Here is a 14,757-nt window from a genome sequence, read left to right as displayed (position 1 = left end):
AACTATCTTTTACAGACTATAATGGAAGCTAGAATACTTCGTACTTTTGATGGACATTAAAAAATACAGATTCAACGGCCCCTCAGGTTGCTTGTCATAAAATAGAAAAATGCGGAAATGAGCCTAATGAACACCGATTTGCATTCCTCTCTCAAAAAATATTTTGGTTTTTCTAAATTCAAGGGTCTTCAGGAAAATGTGATCCAGAACATCATGGAGGGCAAGGACACCTTCGTGATCATGCCCACGGGTGGCGGAAAATCACTGTGTTACCAATTGCCTGCCATCATGAAGGAGGGGACGGCCATCGTGGTATCGCCCTTGATCGCCCTGATGAAGAACCAAGTGGACGCCATAAGGGGCATATCCGAACAGAATGGCATAGCCCATGTGTTGAACTCCTCGCTCACAAAGTCCGAGGTGAAACAAGTAAAAGAGGATATTGCCAATGGGACCACCAAACTGTTATATGTGGCTCCGGAATCTTTGACCAAAGAGGAAAACGTGGAGTTCTTGCGGAAGGTGTCACTTTCCTTTGTGGCAGTGGACGAGGCGCATTGCATCTCGGAATGGGGGCATGATTTTAGACCTGAATATCGTAACCTGAAGGGAATCATCAATCGCTTGGGAGACGATATTCCCATTATTGGGCTTACGGCCACGGCAACCCCAAAGGTGCAGGAAGATATCATCAAGAATTTGGGCATGACGGGCGCCAAAGTGTTCAAGGCGTCGTTCAACAGGCCGAACCTGTTCTATGAAGTGCGTCCCAAGACACCAAATGTGGATGCGGACATCATTCGCTTTGTGAAGCAGAATCAAGGAAAATCGGGCATAATCTACTGTCTCAGCAGAAAGCGGGTGGAAGAACTGGCCCAAGTGCTTCAGGTGAACGGGATAAGTGCAGTGCCTTATCATGCCGGCTTCGATGCCAAGACCCGCTCCAAGTACCAAGACATGTTCTTGATGGAGGAAGTGGATGTGGTGGTGGCCACCATAGCCTTCGGGATGGGGATAGACAAACCCGATGTGCGTTTTGTGATCCACCACGATATCCCAAAGAGCATCGAAAGCTACTATCAGGAAACGGGCCGTGCCGGAAGGGACGGGGGCGAAGGACATTGCCTGGCGTTCTACGCCTACAAGGATGTGGAAAAACTCGAAAAGTTCATGTCCGGAAAGCCTGTGGCCGAACAGGAAATAGGGAGCGCCCTGCTCCAGGAAATCGTGGCCTATGCCGAGACTTCCATGTCACGCCGAAAGTTCATCCTCCATTATTTCGGTGAAGAATTTGATGAGGTGAACGGAGAAGGGGCGGATATGGACGACAATGCCAGAAATCCCAAGCCCAAGGAAGAGGCCATGAACGAAGTGGTGAAGTTGTTGAGTGTGGTGAGGGATACCAATGAAAAGTTCAAGGCCAAGGAAATTGTCAGGATCTTGGTGGGCAAGGTGAACGCCATGATCTCGTCCCACAAAACCGATGAAAAGCCGTTTTTTGGTATCGGGGCCGAAAAGGACAAGGCTTATTGGATGGCCTTGGTGAGACAGGTGCTGGTGGCCGGGCTTCTTAAAAAGGAAATAGAACGATATGGCATTTTGCACTTGACCGATGCCGGACGGGAATTCCTCGAAAAGCCAGAATCTTTTTTGATGACCAAAGATCATACCTACACGGAGGAAAGTATGGAAGCTGCGGCCACGGCCACAAAATCCGTAGGTGCCGTGGCAGATGACAACTTGTTGAAAATACTCAAGGACCTTCGGAAAAAGGAGGCCCAAAAGCGGGGAGTGCCCCCTTTTGTGGTGTTTCAAGATCCGTCATTGGAAGATATGTCCCTCAAATATCCCATCACTATGGATGAGCTTCTCAACATCCAAGGCGTAGGGGAGGGAAAGGCCAAAAAATATGGTCAGCCCTTTTTGGACCTGATCAACAAATACGTCGAGGAAAATGATATTGTGAGGCCCGATGATCTTGTGGTAAAGAGTACTGGAGCCAATTCTGGATTGAAATTATATGTAATCCAGAGCATAGACAGGAAATTGCCCTTGGATGATATTGCTTCTGCCAAAGGATTGGAGCTTTCGGAGCTCATCAAGGAAATGGAGCAGATCGTGTTCAGTGGCACCAAACTCAATATTGGCTACTGGATAGATGAAATCCTGGATGAGGACCAACAGGAAGAAATCCATGAATATTTCTTGGAAGCCGATACCGATTCCATCTCACAGGCCATTGAGGAGTTCGATGGCGATTACGAGGATGAGGAACTCAGGCTGTACCGATTGAAATTTATAAGTGAAGTGGCGAATTAATATCCGCCACCCCAATTACTTCCATTTGCGGTTATCATTGCTATGATGAATCCGAAGTACAGGATGAGCAACACCAATGAGATTAAGGAAATGGCCAGACCAATGTAGGCCAATATCTTACCGGTCTTTACATTGCTGTAATCCGTGTAGTTTTCAGGACTTTGTTGGTATAATTGATTGGCAGTTTTGGCCTTGATCAATGCGATGATGCTGAAAATGGCCCCAAAGGGACCGCAGCAGAACAGCGTACCGACGATGGAGAGTATCCCCATCGTCAACACTGTGCTTGCCCCGGGTAAGGGTTGTAGGCTCATATATTATTATTGGTATTGTTCCAAAATTTCTTGCATTCTTTCTGGGTCTTGCAAAGTTTCCCATCCAAAGAAGGAAATGGCCCAGATGAAATAGGCGAGGGCCAATACGTTGAGGATAACTCCAATAATGGCCAGTATTCTCCCTGTTTTTACATTCTGTATTCCATCATACATTTCCGGGTTTTCAGCATGTAGCTTCATTGCCTTATTGGCCAGGACCAAGGCGATTATCCCGAAAATCAGGCCGATGACACCATAACAGCAGCAAGTCACTATCGATATGATGCCAAATACAAGGATCAGTGTTGCATTTGGTAATTTTTGTTGTTCCATAATAATGTTGGGTTTTTAATTAAACAGTTTATTCATTTTGATGATGTAACTCACAATGATCACTCCCGCAACCGTAAGCATCAGGGCCAATCGGATCTGATGGGAGAACCTGAATTTCACGAACAGGTTGGAAATCAGAAAGAGCAGCAGGAGGATGATGGGGTAAATGGCCGGATACATTTTGAACGCGGCCGCAAACTCTCCGTGCAACAATAAATCGACAGAACGCTGCATGCCACAACCGGGACAGTCCAACCCTAACAACTTTTTGTTGAGGCAGGGAAGCATATAGTCCTTCAGGCTAAGGGAAAATATGGTCGGTTGTAGGTACATCATAACTGTGACAGCCGAAAAATACTATTATTTTTGCTTACGGGATTCATCTTTCCCATCATTTTTTTAACAGATATTTAGGTATGGGCGTTTTTAAGGTTGGGGATAAGGTAGAGGTGCTGGACGAGGCCATTTCGGGAACTGTGCAGAAAGTGGACGGGGATAGGGTGACCCTGATTACCGGTGAGGGCTTCCCTATGCAATATGCCTCAAAAGATCTGGTGAAAACGGGCAAGAACATTTCCGTTTCCAATTTTGAGGTGACCCAAGTGAAAAAAGAAAAGGAACTCCCTAAGCGGAGAAAGACCACGGGCCAAAAGCCAAAGGAGCGCCATGCCCCCAAGATGGAGGTGGACCTACACATCCATCAACTGGTGGAATCCACTAAAGGGCTCAGTAATTTTGACATGCTCAACCTCCAATTGGAAAGGGCCAAAGGACAGTTGGAGTTCGCCATGCAAAAACGCATCCAAAAGGTAGTGTTCATCCACGGTGTGGGGGAGGGAATCTTAAAGGAAGAGTTGCATTGGCTCTTCAGAAAATATGAAAATGTGAAGTATTACGATGCCGATTACCAAAAATATGGGTTGGGCGCTACAGAGGTTTACATTTTTCAGAATCCTTAGTCCTCGGTCGGGATGGCAGTGCTGACCTCGCCAAATTCATTGATGCTGAGGTTGGTGATGCGCTCCCCATTGCCCGTCACAAAAGAAATACCGCTCAAACTTATGGTATGGACAAAATTGGTACTGTCCGCATCCATGATGGTCTCAATAAAGACCAGTCCGTCCTCGGCTTCAACTTCGTCGATCACCACAGGATCTGTCGTGGGGATGTCGTCGCAGAAATAGTTTTTGTCCACATCATCTGAAAAAATCCGGTATGTGATCTGTGATTGGGAGGGCACGGTACTTTCCGTCACAATGGTATCGCCCACAACACCCCTGTTCAGCACACCGCTCTGGAGTTCCAATATCAATGCCTCATTTTCATTGATCTTGAACAGTATGTTTTTTGCAGTTGTCTGTGGCGCAACACAAAACTGAGGGGAGACACTGTCAAAATCAATGGTCTCTATCTGAAGATCGCCATCACTGCAGGAAAAAATCATCCCGGCACAAAGCATCGAAAGGAAAAGTTTTCTCATGCACCAAATTTAAAGCAATTCCATTTTAATACCCCAATCCTTCCCGTCACTTTAAAAGAAATTAACTTTATTTCCCGTATTTTTGCCCCTCTAAAATCACAACTGGACCATGCAAAAAGTGTATCTGGACAATGCGGCCACAACGCAGGTAAGGGATGAGGTAATCGCAAGGATGCAAGAGGCCTTGGCCGTGCATTATGGCAACCCATCATCGACCCATAGCTTTGGAAGATCGGCAAAGACCATGGTGGAACAGGCCAGAAAGACCATTGCCAAGACCTTGAATGCCCAAGCTTCGGAAATCATCTTCACTTCGGGCGGGACAGAGGCGGACAATATGATCTTGCGCTGTGCCGTCAGGGATTTAGGGGTGAAGACCATCATCACTTCCAAAATAGAGCACCATGCCGTGCTGCACACTGTGGAAGAGTTGGAAAAGGAATATGGCATTACGGTCTGGTACGTGGACCTGGACGAGGTAGGCAATCCGAAAATGGACCATTTGGAGCAACTTCTTCAAAAAGACAGTTCCAAAAAATTGGTCAGCTTGATGCATGTGAACAACGAGATTGGAAACATCATTGATATTGAGGCTATTGGAAAATTGTGCAAGGCGAACGGGGCTCTTTTTCATTCCGATACCGTGCAGTCCATTGGTCACTACCCATGGGATGTGCAATCCGTTCCTGTTGATTTTATGACTGCTGCCGCACACAAGTTCCATGGTCCCAAGGGCATTGGTTTTGCCTTTATCCGAAAAAATTCAGGATTGAAGCCACTGATCGTGGGTGGTGCACAGGAAAGAGGTTTCAGGGCCGGTACCGAACCTTTCCACAATATCGTGGGGCTGGAGGAGGCTTTCGTGCGGGCATACGAGCATTTGGAAGAAGAGACCCAAGCGGTGAAAGAACTCAAAAGATACTTTGTTGAAAAAGTGAAGGAAGAAATTCCCGAAGCAGCTTTCAATGGACTTTCGGGGGATATGGACAAAAGCACCTACACCCTTGCGAATGTGCGCCTGCCCTTGGACAAGCAAAAAGGGTTGATGCTCCTGTTCCATTTGGACATGAAGGGAATTGCCTGTTCCAAAGGAAGTGCATGCCAATCCGGAAGTGACAAAGGGTCGCACGTACTCACGGAAATCCTTTCGGACGAGGAACTGGAAAAACCATCACTGCGTTTTTCCTTCTCCATGTACAACACCAAAGAGGAACTGGACTACACGGTTGGGGTGCTCAAGGAGTTTGTACGGGGATGATTCAATCCCTGTCTCTTTTCTTTTCCTTGTCGTAGGGAAACTTTCGGGAGGCCGTTTTCATCATCTTGTCGATGAGTTCCGTGGTGTTCTTCCCCGTTTTTTTGGTAATCTCGTTTTCGTACTTCCAGAGCAGTTTTCCGGTTTTACCGTCACTGATCTTCACACCGATGCGGCCATAATTGGCGTCCCCGCTGAAATAGTCCAAAAGACTAAAATCGGTTGGCACCCCTTCGGAAAGTAGGATGTTGAGATTGAGGTTGCCGCTGATGATGCCGTCCACTTTCAATATGTCGCAGAGCTCCTGTGTGGTGAAGGTGTCAATGTTGTTGTACCCAATGCCGTTCTGGGCCAAAATGGCGTTCGTGTTGCGTATGTTCTGAAAATCCACATTGAACTTTTTGCGTTTTTTCCGTTTGGCAAAATACGTTTCCAGTGCATTCTGGACCGCATACCCCTCTTTTTCCGACAAAACTTCCAATTCCTCCCTGTCCACCGTCTTTTTTAGCTCCAAATGGGCAATGAAAGGGACAATGGCCAACATTTCATGGTCTTCGCTCAGTTCATCGAACCGGGTGTTCTCATAAATGTTCTTTTGGGCCGAAGCAAAGGCCGTTGTGAACAGAACAAAAATGAAGACGATTTTTTTCATGGTCATATCTTTTATCGGGAACAGGTGCTTGATCTTCACGGACGTATCTGCCAAAAAACGTTATGGCCAACCCTGTTGTGGGGAAGTATTCCTATGAAAATCGACTGGCTGGCTATTTTCCGCTGCCAAAAATAAGGCTATTTCCTGAAAAAAGTGGCATTATAGGTGTTTGAATTACCCACATTGTCGGTTACGATGACCTTGAGTTCGCACTCCGTGGCATTCAGGATCTTGTCGTCAAAATTATAAGTGATGGTATTGGTTTTTGGTTCATATTCCATCAAGATCCATTCCCCGTTCAGAGTGGCCGAATAGGTGTCTATTCCGCTCAGGTCGTCGGTAATGGTAAGGCTCAGGTAACTGTAATTGCTCAACCATTGTCTTTCCTTGAAATTTTTTGGAGAAATGGAGGGGGCGATGCTGTCCTTCGCCAAGGTATAGGTGCCCAAGGTGCGCGTACGAGTGGTGAAGGAACCGTCCCTTTTATAGGTTTTGGAATAGGAGGGGCGTCCATTCTCGTCCAAATGGGCTATGAACAATTGGTCTCGGTCCGAAAGAGAGTGTTTGGAAGGGTCAAAACTAATGGTAAAGTTTCGGTGGGCCGCCACACTGTTGTCATGGATGGCCACGGTGTCATTCCCTTTTTTCAGGTCGATGTAAAAATCATCATAAAAAGTATTGGCCGGAAAATAGACTTTTGCAGCACCAAGGTCAAAATTGTTGGGTTTGTCCGCAATGATGAAATCGGAAGTGGCCTTATCGTTCCTTAGTTTTTTGGGAGACTCCTTTTTGCCCTCAACAGGGATGATGAGTTTGGTGGTGTTGCCGGCGATGTCCGATATGAGAAGCTCCACATTGTAGGACATGCCTTCCTCTAAATCGATTTTCCCATCGTTGTAGAGTGATTTGTAAATGCTCAAATGATTGAAGGGCTCCTTGAAGCATTTTTGGATACGTTGCCTGAATTTATAAAAATGGGCATAATCGATCAAGGTGTTGATGTAGCGCGTCTCCCCAAAGGAAAATGTTTCAAAGTCGAACTCGGAATACACCCTGCCGTTCACGGTTTGTCGTATCGAATAGACCCCATTTTGATTGGCCGCCATGTCCTGTCGGTCGAACGTGTTGACCCCAAAACCGATGGAACCCGAAGCGGTGACCTTGTCCGCCAAAAAAGAACCATCCGCTTGTTTCGTATAGTTGATCTGTATTTTCTCCTCACTTTGGTTGATCAAAGCATCCTTGGACAAAGGGTAGGCATAGAGTCCCAAGAGGGTAGGGTCGGTGGCATCCCTAATCTCATAGCCATAGAGCAGGGGATTGGTGGGTTTTTCATTGACGCTGCTCCGTATTTCAAAATGCAAATGAGGTCCGGATGAGCCACCTGTATTTCCTGAAAAGGCGATGGTGGAGCCTTGGGATACCTTGAGCTCCCCATAGTCAGGGAAGATTTCCACCTCGTATGATTGCTTGGCATACTGTACCTTTTTTACATATTCCTCAATACCCGGCCCAAACTTTTTCAGGTGTCCATATACGGAAGTGTATCCGTTGGGGTGGGCCACATAGAGTGCCTTTCCATAGCCCCAATGCGAGACCACTATCCGCGTCACCGTGCCGTCCGCAATGGCGAGAACGGGCAGGCCTTCCCTTTGCTGTGTCTTGATGTCGATGCCTCCATGGAAATGATTGGAGCGTAGCTCTCCGAATGTTCCGGCAAGCACCAAGGGAATCTCCAAAGGGGATTGGAAAACATCCTGGGGGTATTTATCTTGGGCTTGGAGTATGGGGGCAACTACAAAGAGCAGGACAAAAAAAGAAAGGCGCATAAGGTTTTTTATAAGTACATACGAAAGTAACCAATGTTTTGTTCATGAAAAACGATTTGGGCCCTATTGACCGCCCCAAAGAATAAATACCGAAAAGTATTGTGAAGTTATTCGAGGATCGTTAACTTTGTGTGATACGCATTGTTGTTTGCATCTATGAGCGAACTTGTTGAGATTGTGGATTCTTTGGAGAACAAGGTGAGCAAACTGCTGCACAAAATGGAACTGTTGCACCAGATGAACGCCAAGTTGAAAGAAGAATTGGAACTTGCAAAAGAGGAAAGCAAGCTCAAAGAGGACGCTCTGGCAGAATGGGAAGAGAAATACAATTCCCTGAAACTGGCAAACACGATGCTGGGTAGTAATACTAGCAAAACAGAAGCTAAGCTCAAGATAAATACATTGATCCGCGAATTGGATGTTTGCATTGCCAAGCTCTCGGATTGATCTGTAACCAAACCATGGAAGAGAAGCTCAAAATAAAACTTTCCATTGCTGACAGGGTGTATCCGTTGACGATAGATCCCAAGCAGGAGGAAGGATTGCGAAAAGCGGCCAAGAACATTGAAACCTTGGCCAAAAAGTTTGAGCAGAACTATGCGGTTCGGGACAAGCAGGATGTTCTGGCGATGTGCGCCTTACAATTTGCCTCAAAAATTGAGCAAGGTGGAATAGACCGTTCGGAAAATGCAGAGGCCGCCATGCAGCGCCTCAAGGCCCTCAACGAGCTGGTACATTCCAAGCTGGGGGAATAAGTTCTTTTAAATAAAATTATTGTTACTGCCCACATTGGTAATACATTTTTGACAAGCTCAACACTATTATAATTAAAAAGGGTGAGTTTAGGTTGTAAAAGCATGCCCTGTCCAAGGGATCCTTGATCAGCCTGTTAGCCCTAAACCTGTAATTAGGAGTTTGTACAAAACTTCGGCCAATGTGGGCTTTTTTTTAACTAAACATAATCAAACATGGATAATATCATAGTGATCGTTGTAGCAGCTGTTGTAGGGCTGGGCATAGGATTCGCCATAGCCAAGATGATGGAGAAGGGCAAGGCATCCAAGACCATTGCCAACGCGAAGCGGGAGGCATCGAATATATTAAAAGAAGCCAACAAGGAAGGGGAGAACATCAAAAAGGACAAGATTTTACAGGCGAAGGAGAGGTTTTTGGAGTTGAAGGCAGAGCATGAAAAAGTCATCATCAGCAAGGACAAAAAGATCGCGGAGGCCGAGAAGCGCATCAGGGACAAGGAATCCCAAGTGAGCAGCGAACTGGCCAAGAACAAAAAACTGAACGACCAACTGCAGGACCAGATCAAGGAAGTCAATTATAAAGGAGAGATACTGGACAAGAAACAGTCGGAGGTGGAAAAACTCCACAAAAGCCAAGTGCAGCAATTGGAAGTGATTTCCGGGCTGTCCGCAGAAGATGCCAAGAGCCAATTGTTGGAATCCTTGAAAGAAACCGCAAAATCGGATGCCATGGCCTATCTGCAGAGCACTTTGGAAGAAGCCAAACTCACCGCACAGCAAGAGGCTCGGAAAATAGTCATCAATACCATTCAACGTATCGGGACCGAAGAGGCAGTGGAAAACTGTGTGTCCGTTTTCAATTTGGAATCGGATGACGTCAAAGGGCGCATCATCGGTAGGGAAGGAAGGAACATCCGTGCCCTCGAGGCGGCCACTGGGGTGGAGATCATTGTGGACGATACCCCGGAAGCCATCATCCTGTCCTGTTTCGATTCAGTGCGAAGGGAGGTTGCCCGACTTTCATTGCACAGGTTGGTGACCGATGGACGAATCCACCCTGCACGTATCGAGGAAGTGGTGAAGAAGACCGAAAAGCAGATCAACGAGGAGATAGCCGAGATTGGTAAGCGTACCGTGATCGATCTGGGCATCCACGGACTACATCCAGAATTGATAAAGGCCGTTGGACGAATGAAATACCGCTCTTCCTATGGGCAGAACCTGTTGCAGCACTCTAGGGAAGTGGCCAAGCTCTGTGGCGTAATGGCCGCCGAACTGGGACTCAACCCCAAATTGGCCAAAAGGGCAGGACTTCTGCACGACATAGGTAAAGTGCCCATGGCCGAAGTGGAAGTGGAAACCCCACACGCCATTTTGGGAATGCAGTGGGCCCAAAAATATGGGGAGAAAGCCGAGGTATGCAATGCCATTGGTGCCCACCACGACGAAATTGAGATGACCACCTTGATCTCACCCATCGTTCAGGTATGTGACGCCATCAGTGGTGCACGTCCCGGAGCAAGAAGACAGGTGTTGGATTCTTACATACAACGTTTGAAAGACCTGGAGGACATCGCCTTTGGGTTCAACGGGGTACAGAAAGCCTATGCCATCCAGGCAGGAAGGGAGCTTCGGGTCATTGTGGAAAGTGAAAAAGTGAGCGACGACAAGGCCGCTGAACTATCTTTTGAGATTTCCCAGAAAATACAGACCGATATGACCTACCCCGGTCAGGTGAAAGTAACCGTAATCCGTGAGACACGCTCTGTGAACGTGGCGAAATAAGCTATTCTCGGATATTTTTAATCCCTGGAATTCTTGAATATCCATTCCAAAGGAATGTTGTCATAACTGGAGTATGAGGTGTTGTAGTCGTAGATGGTCCTTTTGGACATCACCACAAACCAATTTCCGTTACCATAGGCAATGGTCGTAACATCATACCCTTCATTCGATTTTTCCTGGATATACTCGAGTGGGTAATCAGACCACGTTTTCCAGCTCTGAAGGCCCAATTTGGAGTTTGTGGTCATGGTGACTTCCCAAAGGCCGTTCCCATAGCCGGCCGAAGTAATGGAATAGCCTTCGTTCCAATTCTGTTCTATCCACTCTTTGGGAATCTCCGACTCGAAGGTTTTCCATCGCTGTTGGTCATAGCCTGTATCTTGGTTCATGACCACGACCCATTGCCCGTTGCCATAGGCGGTCGAAGTGATACGATAACCGTTGTTCCACCTTTCAGTAATCCAATCTTTGGGAAAAATTTCTGATAGTTTCCATGATTGGCTCCCCCAACGGGAAGTCCTGCTCATGACCACTAAATAGGTCTTCTTGGTCTTGTCAAACTCGACTGAGGTAATGGTGTACCCCAAGTCCCATTGGGATTTGACCCAATCGGAAGGGAATTGGGCGGAATGGAATATTTTTTGTTTTTCATAGGAATTGTTTACCATGTTGCTCATTACTACGGACCAGGCGGATTTACCATCTATCTCTCCATTTGCGAACGCCGTTATGGCATTGGTATATATGGGAAGTTCCAGCTCCCCGAAATTGTCAAATAATACAGCCTTATAGATGTCTTCATCCTTGTCCATGTAATCGTCCAGATAACCTTCGTTTACCGATTTCGGATCTAAATTGATCCAATAAAGCATAGGTTTCATGTATTGCGTGATGTCCCCACCGGCAAAAGCATTGTCATCCACTGTATAGGCCTTGTAGGTGCCATCGGGCATATCTTCCATATAAAAGTTGTCCGGACTGTAACTGGAATTTTCAGGACCTCTGATGATGACCGCGTTTTCTCCATCCAAAAAATGATCTTTGATGCCATTGGTCTTGGTAAACTCTTTCAAAGTACCTATGTATTGTGCGACCTTGTCACTGCCATTGGCAAAATATTTTATGCGTATCAGGGCTTCGGTATCACTAAAAAAGAGTACAAAGCCCGTATATTTTACGTTGTTGCTGATCCAACTGGTTTCGTAATAAGGGGATTGAGAAAATGCTTGGAAGCCCAACAATAGGTAAAGGGCCAGGAAAATTGTTTTTTTGGTCATTGGTAAAAGGTGTGTTGGTTGGTCACGGGTTTGAATTTCCTGTGAAATTTCCTTTTTATTCCCAAATCTTCAAAAGAAATGCGGTGTACGGTCCAAAAAAGATAACCAATGTTTGATTTTTGGAGGTCAGCAGGGTTGGAGGGCTGACAATTATCATACTTTTCCCAGATTGATCAGGGTAGCTTTATGCTCGGAACAATAAACTTTTACAACGATGAAAAAGGGCGTACCTGTTTCCGAGATCATGACCAAAAAATTGGTCACATTGGGACCAAAAGATGACCTAGTCACTGCAGAAAGACTTTTCAAGAAGCATCATATCAGACACATTCCAGTGGTAAAGGGAGATGCCATCATTGGAATGCTGAGCTATACGGACCTACTCCGCATCAGTTTTGCGGATGCCATTGACGAACATGAGGAGTATGTGGACTCCATAGTTTACAACATGTTCACTATACCCCAAGTGATGGTGCATGATGTGGTTACGGTAACCTCCAAGACCACGATCAGGGATGTGGCACAGTTTTTATCACAAAAGGAATTTCATGCCCTTCCCGTTGTGGATGACGGAAAGCTGGTGGGCATTGTCACCACTACCGATTTGATACGGTATCTGTTGGAACAATATTGAACCGGTAACAAAAGCAATCGCCCCAATTTTGGGGCGATTTCGTTATTCTTCTTCGTTGCTGTTCTCTTCCTCTTCGGCCTCCCGGTTGAGCCTGTTCTCTAGGATGTTCAGCTTTTTGAGCTTTTCCTTCCAGGTCTGAAGGGCCTCTTTCTGCTTGTCTATGTTTTTGATGACCTCCTGTACCAATGGGTTGTCCTCGGAATCATTGGAGAAGAACTGAAGGTTGTTCTCCAACTGGCGTATCTCTGACTTGCTCTCTTCTATTTTCTTTCGGATGAAGACTCGTTCATTGCCAATGGCACGATCGTCCTCCGTTTTGGCCAGCTCCTGCACCTTGTTTCCATATTTGATGAGCTCCGACTCTTGCCTGCTCACTCCCACCTTTTTCAGAAGGGCGTCCACGATCTTATTGAACTTCCCATTGATGTGTTTCTTGTTGTAGGGAATCCGTCCGTATTGCTTCCACTCGGCAAGAAACTCCTTGATCTCGGCCAGGTCTTTCTTTTTGTCCCCACTGAGTTGGAACTCCTTCAATCGTTCCAGACAGGCGTTTTTCTTCTCATAATTTTCATATTCGTCCTTCTGTGCCTCGTTTTTTTCCGAGTGAAGGCGGTCAAAATAGTGGTTGCATGCATCCTTGAACTCTTTCCAGATCTTGTCCGAATACCTTCTGGGGACATGGCCAATTTTCTTCCATTCACTCTGGATGCGCTTCATTTCGGGGGTGACCTCATCCCAATCATCCCGATCTTTTAAAGAAAGGGCCAGATCTAAAAGGGCCTGTTTCTTATCAAGGTTCTGCTGTTGTTCTTTTTTCTGGTTCTTGTAAAAAGCGTTCTTGTTCCTATTGAATTTACGGACAGCATCCTTAAAGTGGCTCCAGGTTTCCTCGTTGACCCTTTGCGGCACCTTGCCGGCCTTGAAAAAGGAATCCCTCAGCTTTTCAACTTCACTGATCTGTTGTTGAAGGGCCCTATGGCTATTGGCCACATTTCCGGAAATCTGTGCAATGGAGGCTATGATCTCCTGTTTTTTCTCCAGATTTTTTTCATAGACCTTTTCCTGTTCTTGGAAATGCTCCTGCCTACGTTGGTGCATGGCCTTGGTGGCATTGCTGAACCTTTCCCATATTTCCTCCCGATTCTCCTTTGCCACGGGACCAATGTCCTCTTTCCAAATTTTATGAAGGGTCTGGAGTTCCCTAAAGGCCTTGTTCAGGTCGGGTTCATGGGCCAAGGCCTCGGCCCGCTCCACCAATTTTTGTTTTTCCTCAAGATTGTGTTTGAAGTCCAGGTCGCGCAGTTCCCGGTTCAGGTGCAAGAAATCGTAGAAGATTTCCATATGGTGATGGTACGTGCGCCAAACGTCGTTATAGTTGTTACGGGGAATGGGCCCTGCATTTTTCCAACTTTCCTGCAGGTTTTTAAAGTTGTTGTAGGTGGTGTTGATGTCTTCCTCTACATCGATGAGTCCTTTCAGCTCTTCAATGATTTCCAACCGTTTTTGGAGATTGTTTTTCAAGTTCTGCTCCAGTTGTTTGTAGTATTGGTCCCGTTTTTCGCGGTAATCGGCATATACTTCATTGAACTGCCTTTTCGCGACGGAGTTGTACCTAAAATCGATTTCATTGCCTCCCTTGGACACGAACTCTTCTTTCTTGTGTTCCAAAAACTCCTGGAATTTTTGGTCAAACTCATATTTTATGGCACTGACATGTTTGCCAATGGCCTGTACCTTTTCGTTTCGAACCAATTTTTGGAGCTCGCCCACCAAGTTTTCCATGGGCATGGAGTGGTAATCCAGGAAGGGGATGTAGTGCCGTTTTTCATTGTCGGTATCTTCCGCATCCTCCGCATTGGATTCATCAATCTCATCCAAATGATCGTCGGGGTCGGCATCCTTTGTATGATCCTCATTGGAGACTTTGCTCTCCTCCTTGGTTTCTTCCTTGTGTTCAGATACAGTTTCCTCGGACACGTTCGGTTCAGAAATGGGGCTTTCTTCCAAAGATGTTTTGTTGTTGTCCGATGTTTGCTCTGTGCCACCTTCAGCTTGCTGAAGTTTGTGTTCGTTGTCCTGCATTAGTAAGTAGCTTTAGCTTTTGATTGATGATAATTATAGCCA

General features: G+C 46.2%; 15 protein-coding genes and 1 other RNA gene. 8 read left to right on the top strand and 8 right to left on the bottom strand.

What is annotated here, in order from left to right:
• The first annotated feature begins 117 nt into the window (after positions 1–117).
• Positions 118–2,319 (top strand): DNA helicase RecQ, encoded by a 2,202-nt coding sequence (recQ, locus tag SD450_RS00380; protein WP_318342680.1) that lies wholly within the window; start codon positions 118–120, stop codon positions 2,317–2,319.
• On the opposite strand, the gene SD450_RS00375 is transcribed toward recQ, so the two are convergent.
• The 3 genes from SD450_RS00375 to SD450_RS00365 are packed head-to-tail and all read right to left on the bottom strand — an operon-like array spanning position 2,316 to position 3,302.
• Positions 2,316–2,633 (bottom strand): CCC motif membrane protein, encoded by a 318-nt coding sequence (locus SD450_RS00375; protein WP_318342679.1) that lies wholly within the window; start codon positions 2,631–2,633, stop codon positions 2,316–2,318. The genes recQ and SD450_RS00375 overlap by 4 nt on opposite strands.
• 6 nt (positions 2,634–2,639) lie before the next feature.
• Positions 2,640–2,966 carry a CCC motif membrane protein gene (locus tag SD450_RS00370; protein ID WP_318342678.1) on the bottom strand — a complete coding sequence of 109 codons (327 nt, stop codon included), beginning with the start codon at positions 2,964–2,966 and terminating at the stop codon, positions 2,640–2,642.
• Between the two features lie 15 nt (positions 2,967–2,981).
• A complete protein-coding gene (locus SD450_RS00365; RefSeq protein WP_318342677.1) occupies positions 2,982–3,302 on the bottom strand; it encodes a DUF2752 domain-containing protein in 321 nt (106 codons plus the stop codon).
• Between the two features lie 80 nt (positions 3,303–3,382).
• Here SD450_RS00365 and SD450_RS00360 point away from each other — a divergent pair, with 80 nt between their 5' ends.
• Positions 3,383–3,925, top strand: a complete 543-nt coding sequence (locus SD450_RS00360) for a Smr/MutS family protein (protein ID WP_318342676.1) — start codon at positions 3,383–3,385, stop codon at positions 3,923–3,925.
• On the opposite strand, the gene SD450_RS00355 is transcribed toward SD450_RS00360, so the two are convergent.
• A complete protein-coding gene (locus tag SD450_RS00355; RefSeq protein ID WP_318342675.1) occupies positions 3,922–4,446 on the bottom strand; it encodes a hypothetical protein in 525 nt (174 codons plus the stop codon). The two genes, SD450_RS00360 and SD450_RS00355, sit on opposite strands and share 4 nt — an antisense overlap.
• 109 nt (positions 4,447–4,555) lie before the next feature.
• Between SD450_RS00355 and SD450_RS00350 the strand changes: the two genes are divergently transcribed.
• A complete protein-coding gene (locus SD450_RS00350) occupies positions 4,556–5,704 on the top strand; it encodes a cysteine desulfurase family protein (RefSeq protein ID WP_318342674.1) in 1,149 nt (382 codons plus the stop codon).
• Position 5,705: 1 nt separating this feature from the next.
• Here the strand turns inward: SD450_RS00350 and SD450_RS00345 are convergent, their stop codons facing one another.
• Both SD450_RS00345 and SD450_RS00340 read right to left on the bottom strand, forming a co-directional pair.
• Positions 5,706–6,353: a hypothetical protein gene (locus tag SD450_RS00345; protein ID WP_318342673.1), complete on the bottom strand. Its 648-nt coding sequence runs from the start codon at positions 6,351–6,353 to the stop codon at positions 5,706–5,708.
• Between the two features lie 137 nt (positions 6,354–6,490).
• Positions 6,491–8,182 (bottom strand): M23 family metallopeptidase, encoded by a 1,692-nt coding sequence (locus SD450_RS00340; RefSeq protein ID WP_318342672.1) that lies wholly within the window; start codon positions 8,180–8,182, stop codon positions 6,491–6,493.
• Between the two features lie 156 nt (positions 8,183–8,338).
• Here SD450_RS00340 and SD450_RS00335 point away from each other — a divergent pair, with 156 nt between their 5' ends.
• From SD450_RS00335 to rny, 4 genes are all read left to right on the top strand, one after another.
• Positions 8,339–8,629 carry a hypothetical protein gene (locus SD450_RS00335; RefSeq protein ID WP_318342671.1) on the top strand — a complete coding sequence of 97 codons (291 nt, stop codon included), beginning with the start codon at positions 8,339–8,341 and terminating at the stop codon, positions 8,627–8,629.
• Positions 8,630–8,643: 14 nt separating this feature from the next.
• The gene (locus tag SD450_RS00330; protein ID WP_318342670.1) at positions 8,644–8,937 is read left to right on the top strand and encodes a cell division protein ZapA; all 294 of its coding nucleotides are present in this window, start codon (positions 8,644–8,646) and stop codon (positions 8,935–8,937) included.
• Positions 8,938–8,992: 55 nt separating this feature from the next.
• Positions 8,993–9,099: non-coding RNA, 6S RNA (gene ssrS, locus SD450_RS00325), on the top strand.
• A 51-nt stretch (positions 9,100–9,150) separates the two neighbouring features.
• Positions 9,151–10,722 carry a ribonuclease Y gene (rny, locus tag SD450_RS00320; protein WP_318342669.1) on the top strand — a complete coding sequence of 524 codons (1,572 nt, stop codon included), beginning with the start codon at positions 9,151–9,153 and terminating at the stop codon, positions 10,720–10,722.
• Between the two features lie 17 nt (positions 10,723–10,739).
• Here the strand turns inward: rny and SD450_RS00315 are convergent, their stop codons facing one another.
• The gene (locus SD450_RS00315; protein WP_318342668.1) at positions 10,740–11,999 is read right to left on the bottom strand and encodes a DUF7477 domain-containing protein; all 1,260 of its coding nucleotides are present in this window, start codon (positions 11,997–11,999) and stop codon (positions 10,740–10,742) included.
• A gap of 214 nt (positions 12,000–12,213) precedes the next feature.
• Between SD450_RS00315 and SD450_RS00310 the strand changes: the two genes are divergently transcribed.
• Complete coding sequence (locus SD450_RS00310) at positions 12,214–12,633, top strand: CBS domain-containing protein (protein ID WP_318342667.1); 420 nt, start codon at positions 12,214–12,216, stop codon at positions 12,631–12,633.
• A gap of 42 nt (positions 12,634–12,675) precedes the next feature.
• Here SD450_RS00310 and SD450_RS00305 read toward each other — a convergent pair whose 3' ends face one another.
• Positions 12,676–14,715 (bottom strand): DUF349 domain-containing protein, encoded by a 2,040-nt coding sequence (locus tag SD450_RS00305; RefSeq protein ID WP_318342666.1) that lies wholly within the window; start codon positions 14,713–14,715, stop codon positions 12,676–12,678.
• Between the last annotated feature and the right edge of the window lie 42 nt (positions 14,716–14,757).

It is taken from the genome of Flagellimonas baculiformis, from assembly GCF_033441575.1.
Lineage (GTDB): Bacteria > Bacteroidota > Bacteroidia > Flavobacteriales > Flavobacteriaceae > Flagellimonas > Flagellimonas baculiformis.
The sequence above is the reverse complement of the archived record's forward strand: the minus strand, read 5'-3'. Positions and strand labels throughout refer to the sequence as shown.

What these genes read in the sequence shown, in the direction of transcription:
- SD450_RS00365 (WP_318342677.1), bottom strand. Translation starts at nt 3,302, where the DNA reads ATGATGTACCTACAACCGACCATATTTTCCCTTAGCCTGAAGGACTAT.
- SD450_RS00335 (WP_318342671.1), top strand. Translation starts at nt 8,339, where the DNA reads ATGAGCGAACTTGTTGAGATTGTGGATTCTTTGGAGAACAAGGTGAGC.
- SD450_RS00355 (WP_318342675.1), bottom strand. Translation starts at nt 4,446, where the DNA reads ATGAGAAAACTTTTCCTTTCGATGCTTTGTGCCGGGATGATTTTTTCC.
- SD450_RS00375 (WP_318342679.1), bottom strand. Translation starts at nt 2,633, where the DNA reads ATGAGCCTACAACCCTTACCCGGGGCAAGCACAGTGTTGACGATGGGG.
- recQ (WP_318342680.1), top strand. Translation starts at nt 118, where the DNA reads ATGAGCCTAATGAACACCGATTTGCATTCCTCTCTCAAAAAATATTTT.
- SD450_RS00305 (WP_318342666.1), bottom strand. Translation starts at nt 14,715, where the DNA reads ATGCAGGACAACGAACACAAACTTCAGCAAGCTGAAGGTGGCACAGAG.
- SD450_RS00345 (WP_318342673.1), bottom strand. Translation starts at nt 6,353, where the DNA reads ATGAAAAAAATCGTCTTCATTTTTGTTCTGTTCACAACGGCCTTTGCT.
- SD450_RS00350 (WP_318342674.1), top strand. Translation starts at nt 4,556, where the DNA reads ATGCAAAAAGTGTATCTGGACAATGCGGCCACAACGCAGGTAAGGGAT.
- SD450_RS00315 (WP_318342668.1), bottom strand. Translation starts at nt 11,999, where the DNA reads ATGACCAAAAAAACAATTTTCCTGGCCCTTTACCTATTGTTGGGCTTC.
- SD450_RS00370 (WP_318342678.1), bottom strand. Translation starts at nt 2,966, where the DNA reads ATGGAACAACAAAAATTACCAAATGCAACACTGATCCTTGTATTTGGC.
- SD450_RS00330 (WP_318342670.1), top strand. Translation starts at nt 8,644, where the DNA reads ATGGAAGAGAAGCTCAAAATAAAACTTTCCATTGCTGACAGGGTGTAT.
- SD450_RS00310 (WP_318342667.1), top strand. Translation starts at nt 12,214, where the DNA reads ATGAAAAAGGGCGTACCTGTTTCCGAGATCATGACCAAAAAATTGGTC.
- SD450_RS00360 (WP_318342676.1), top strand. Translation starts at nt 3,383, where the DNA reads ATGGGCGTTTTTAAGGTTGGGGATAAGGTAGAGGTGCTGGACGAGGCC.
- SD450_RS00340 (WP_318342672.1), bottom strand. Translation starts at nt 8,182, where the DNA reads ATGCGCCTTTCTTTTTTTGTCCTGCTCTTTGTAGTTGCCCCCATACTC.
- rny (WP_318342669.1), top strand. Translation starts at nt 9,151, where the DNA reads ATGGATAATATCATAGTGATCGTTGTAGCAGCTGTTGTAGGGCTGGGC.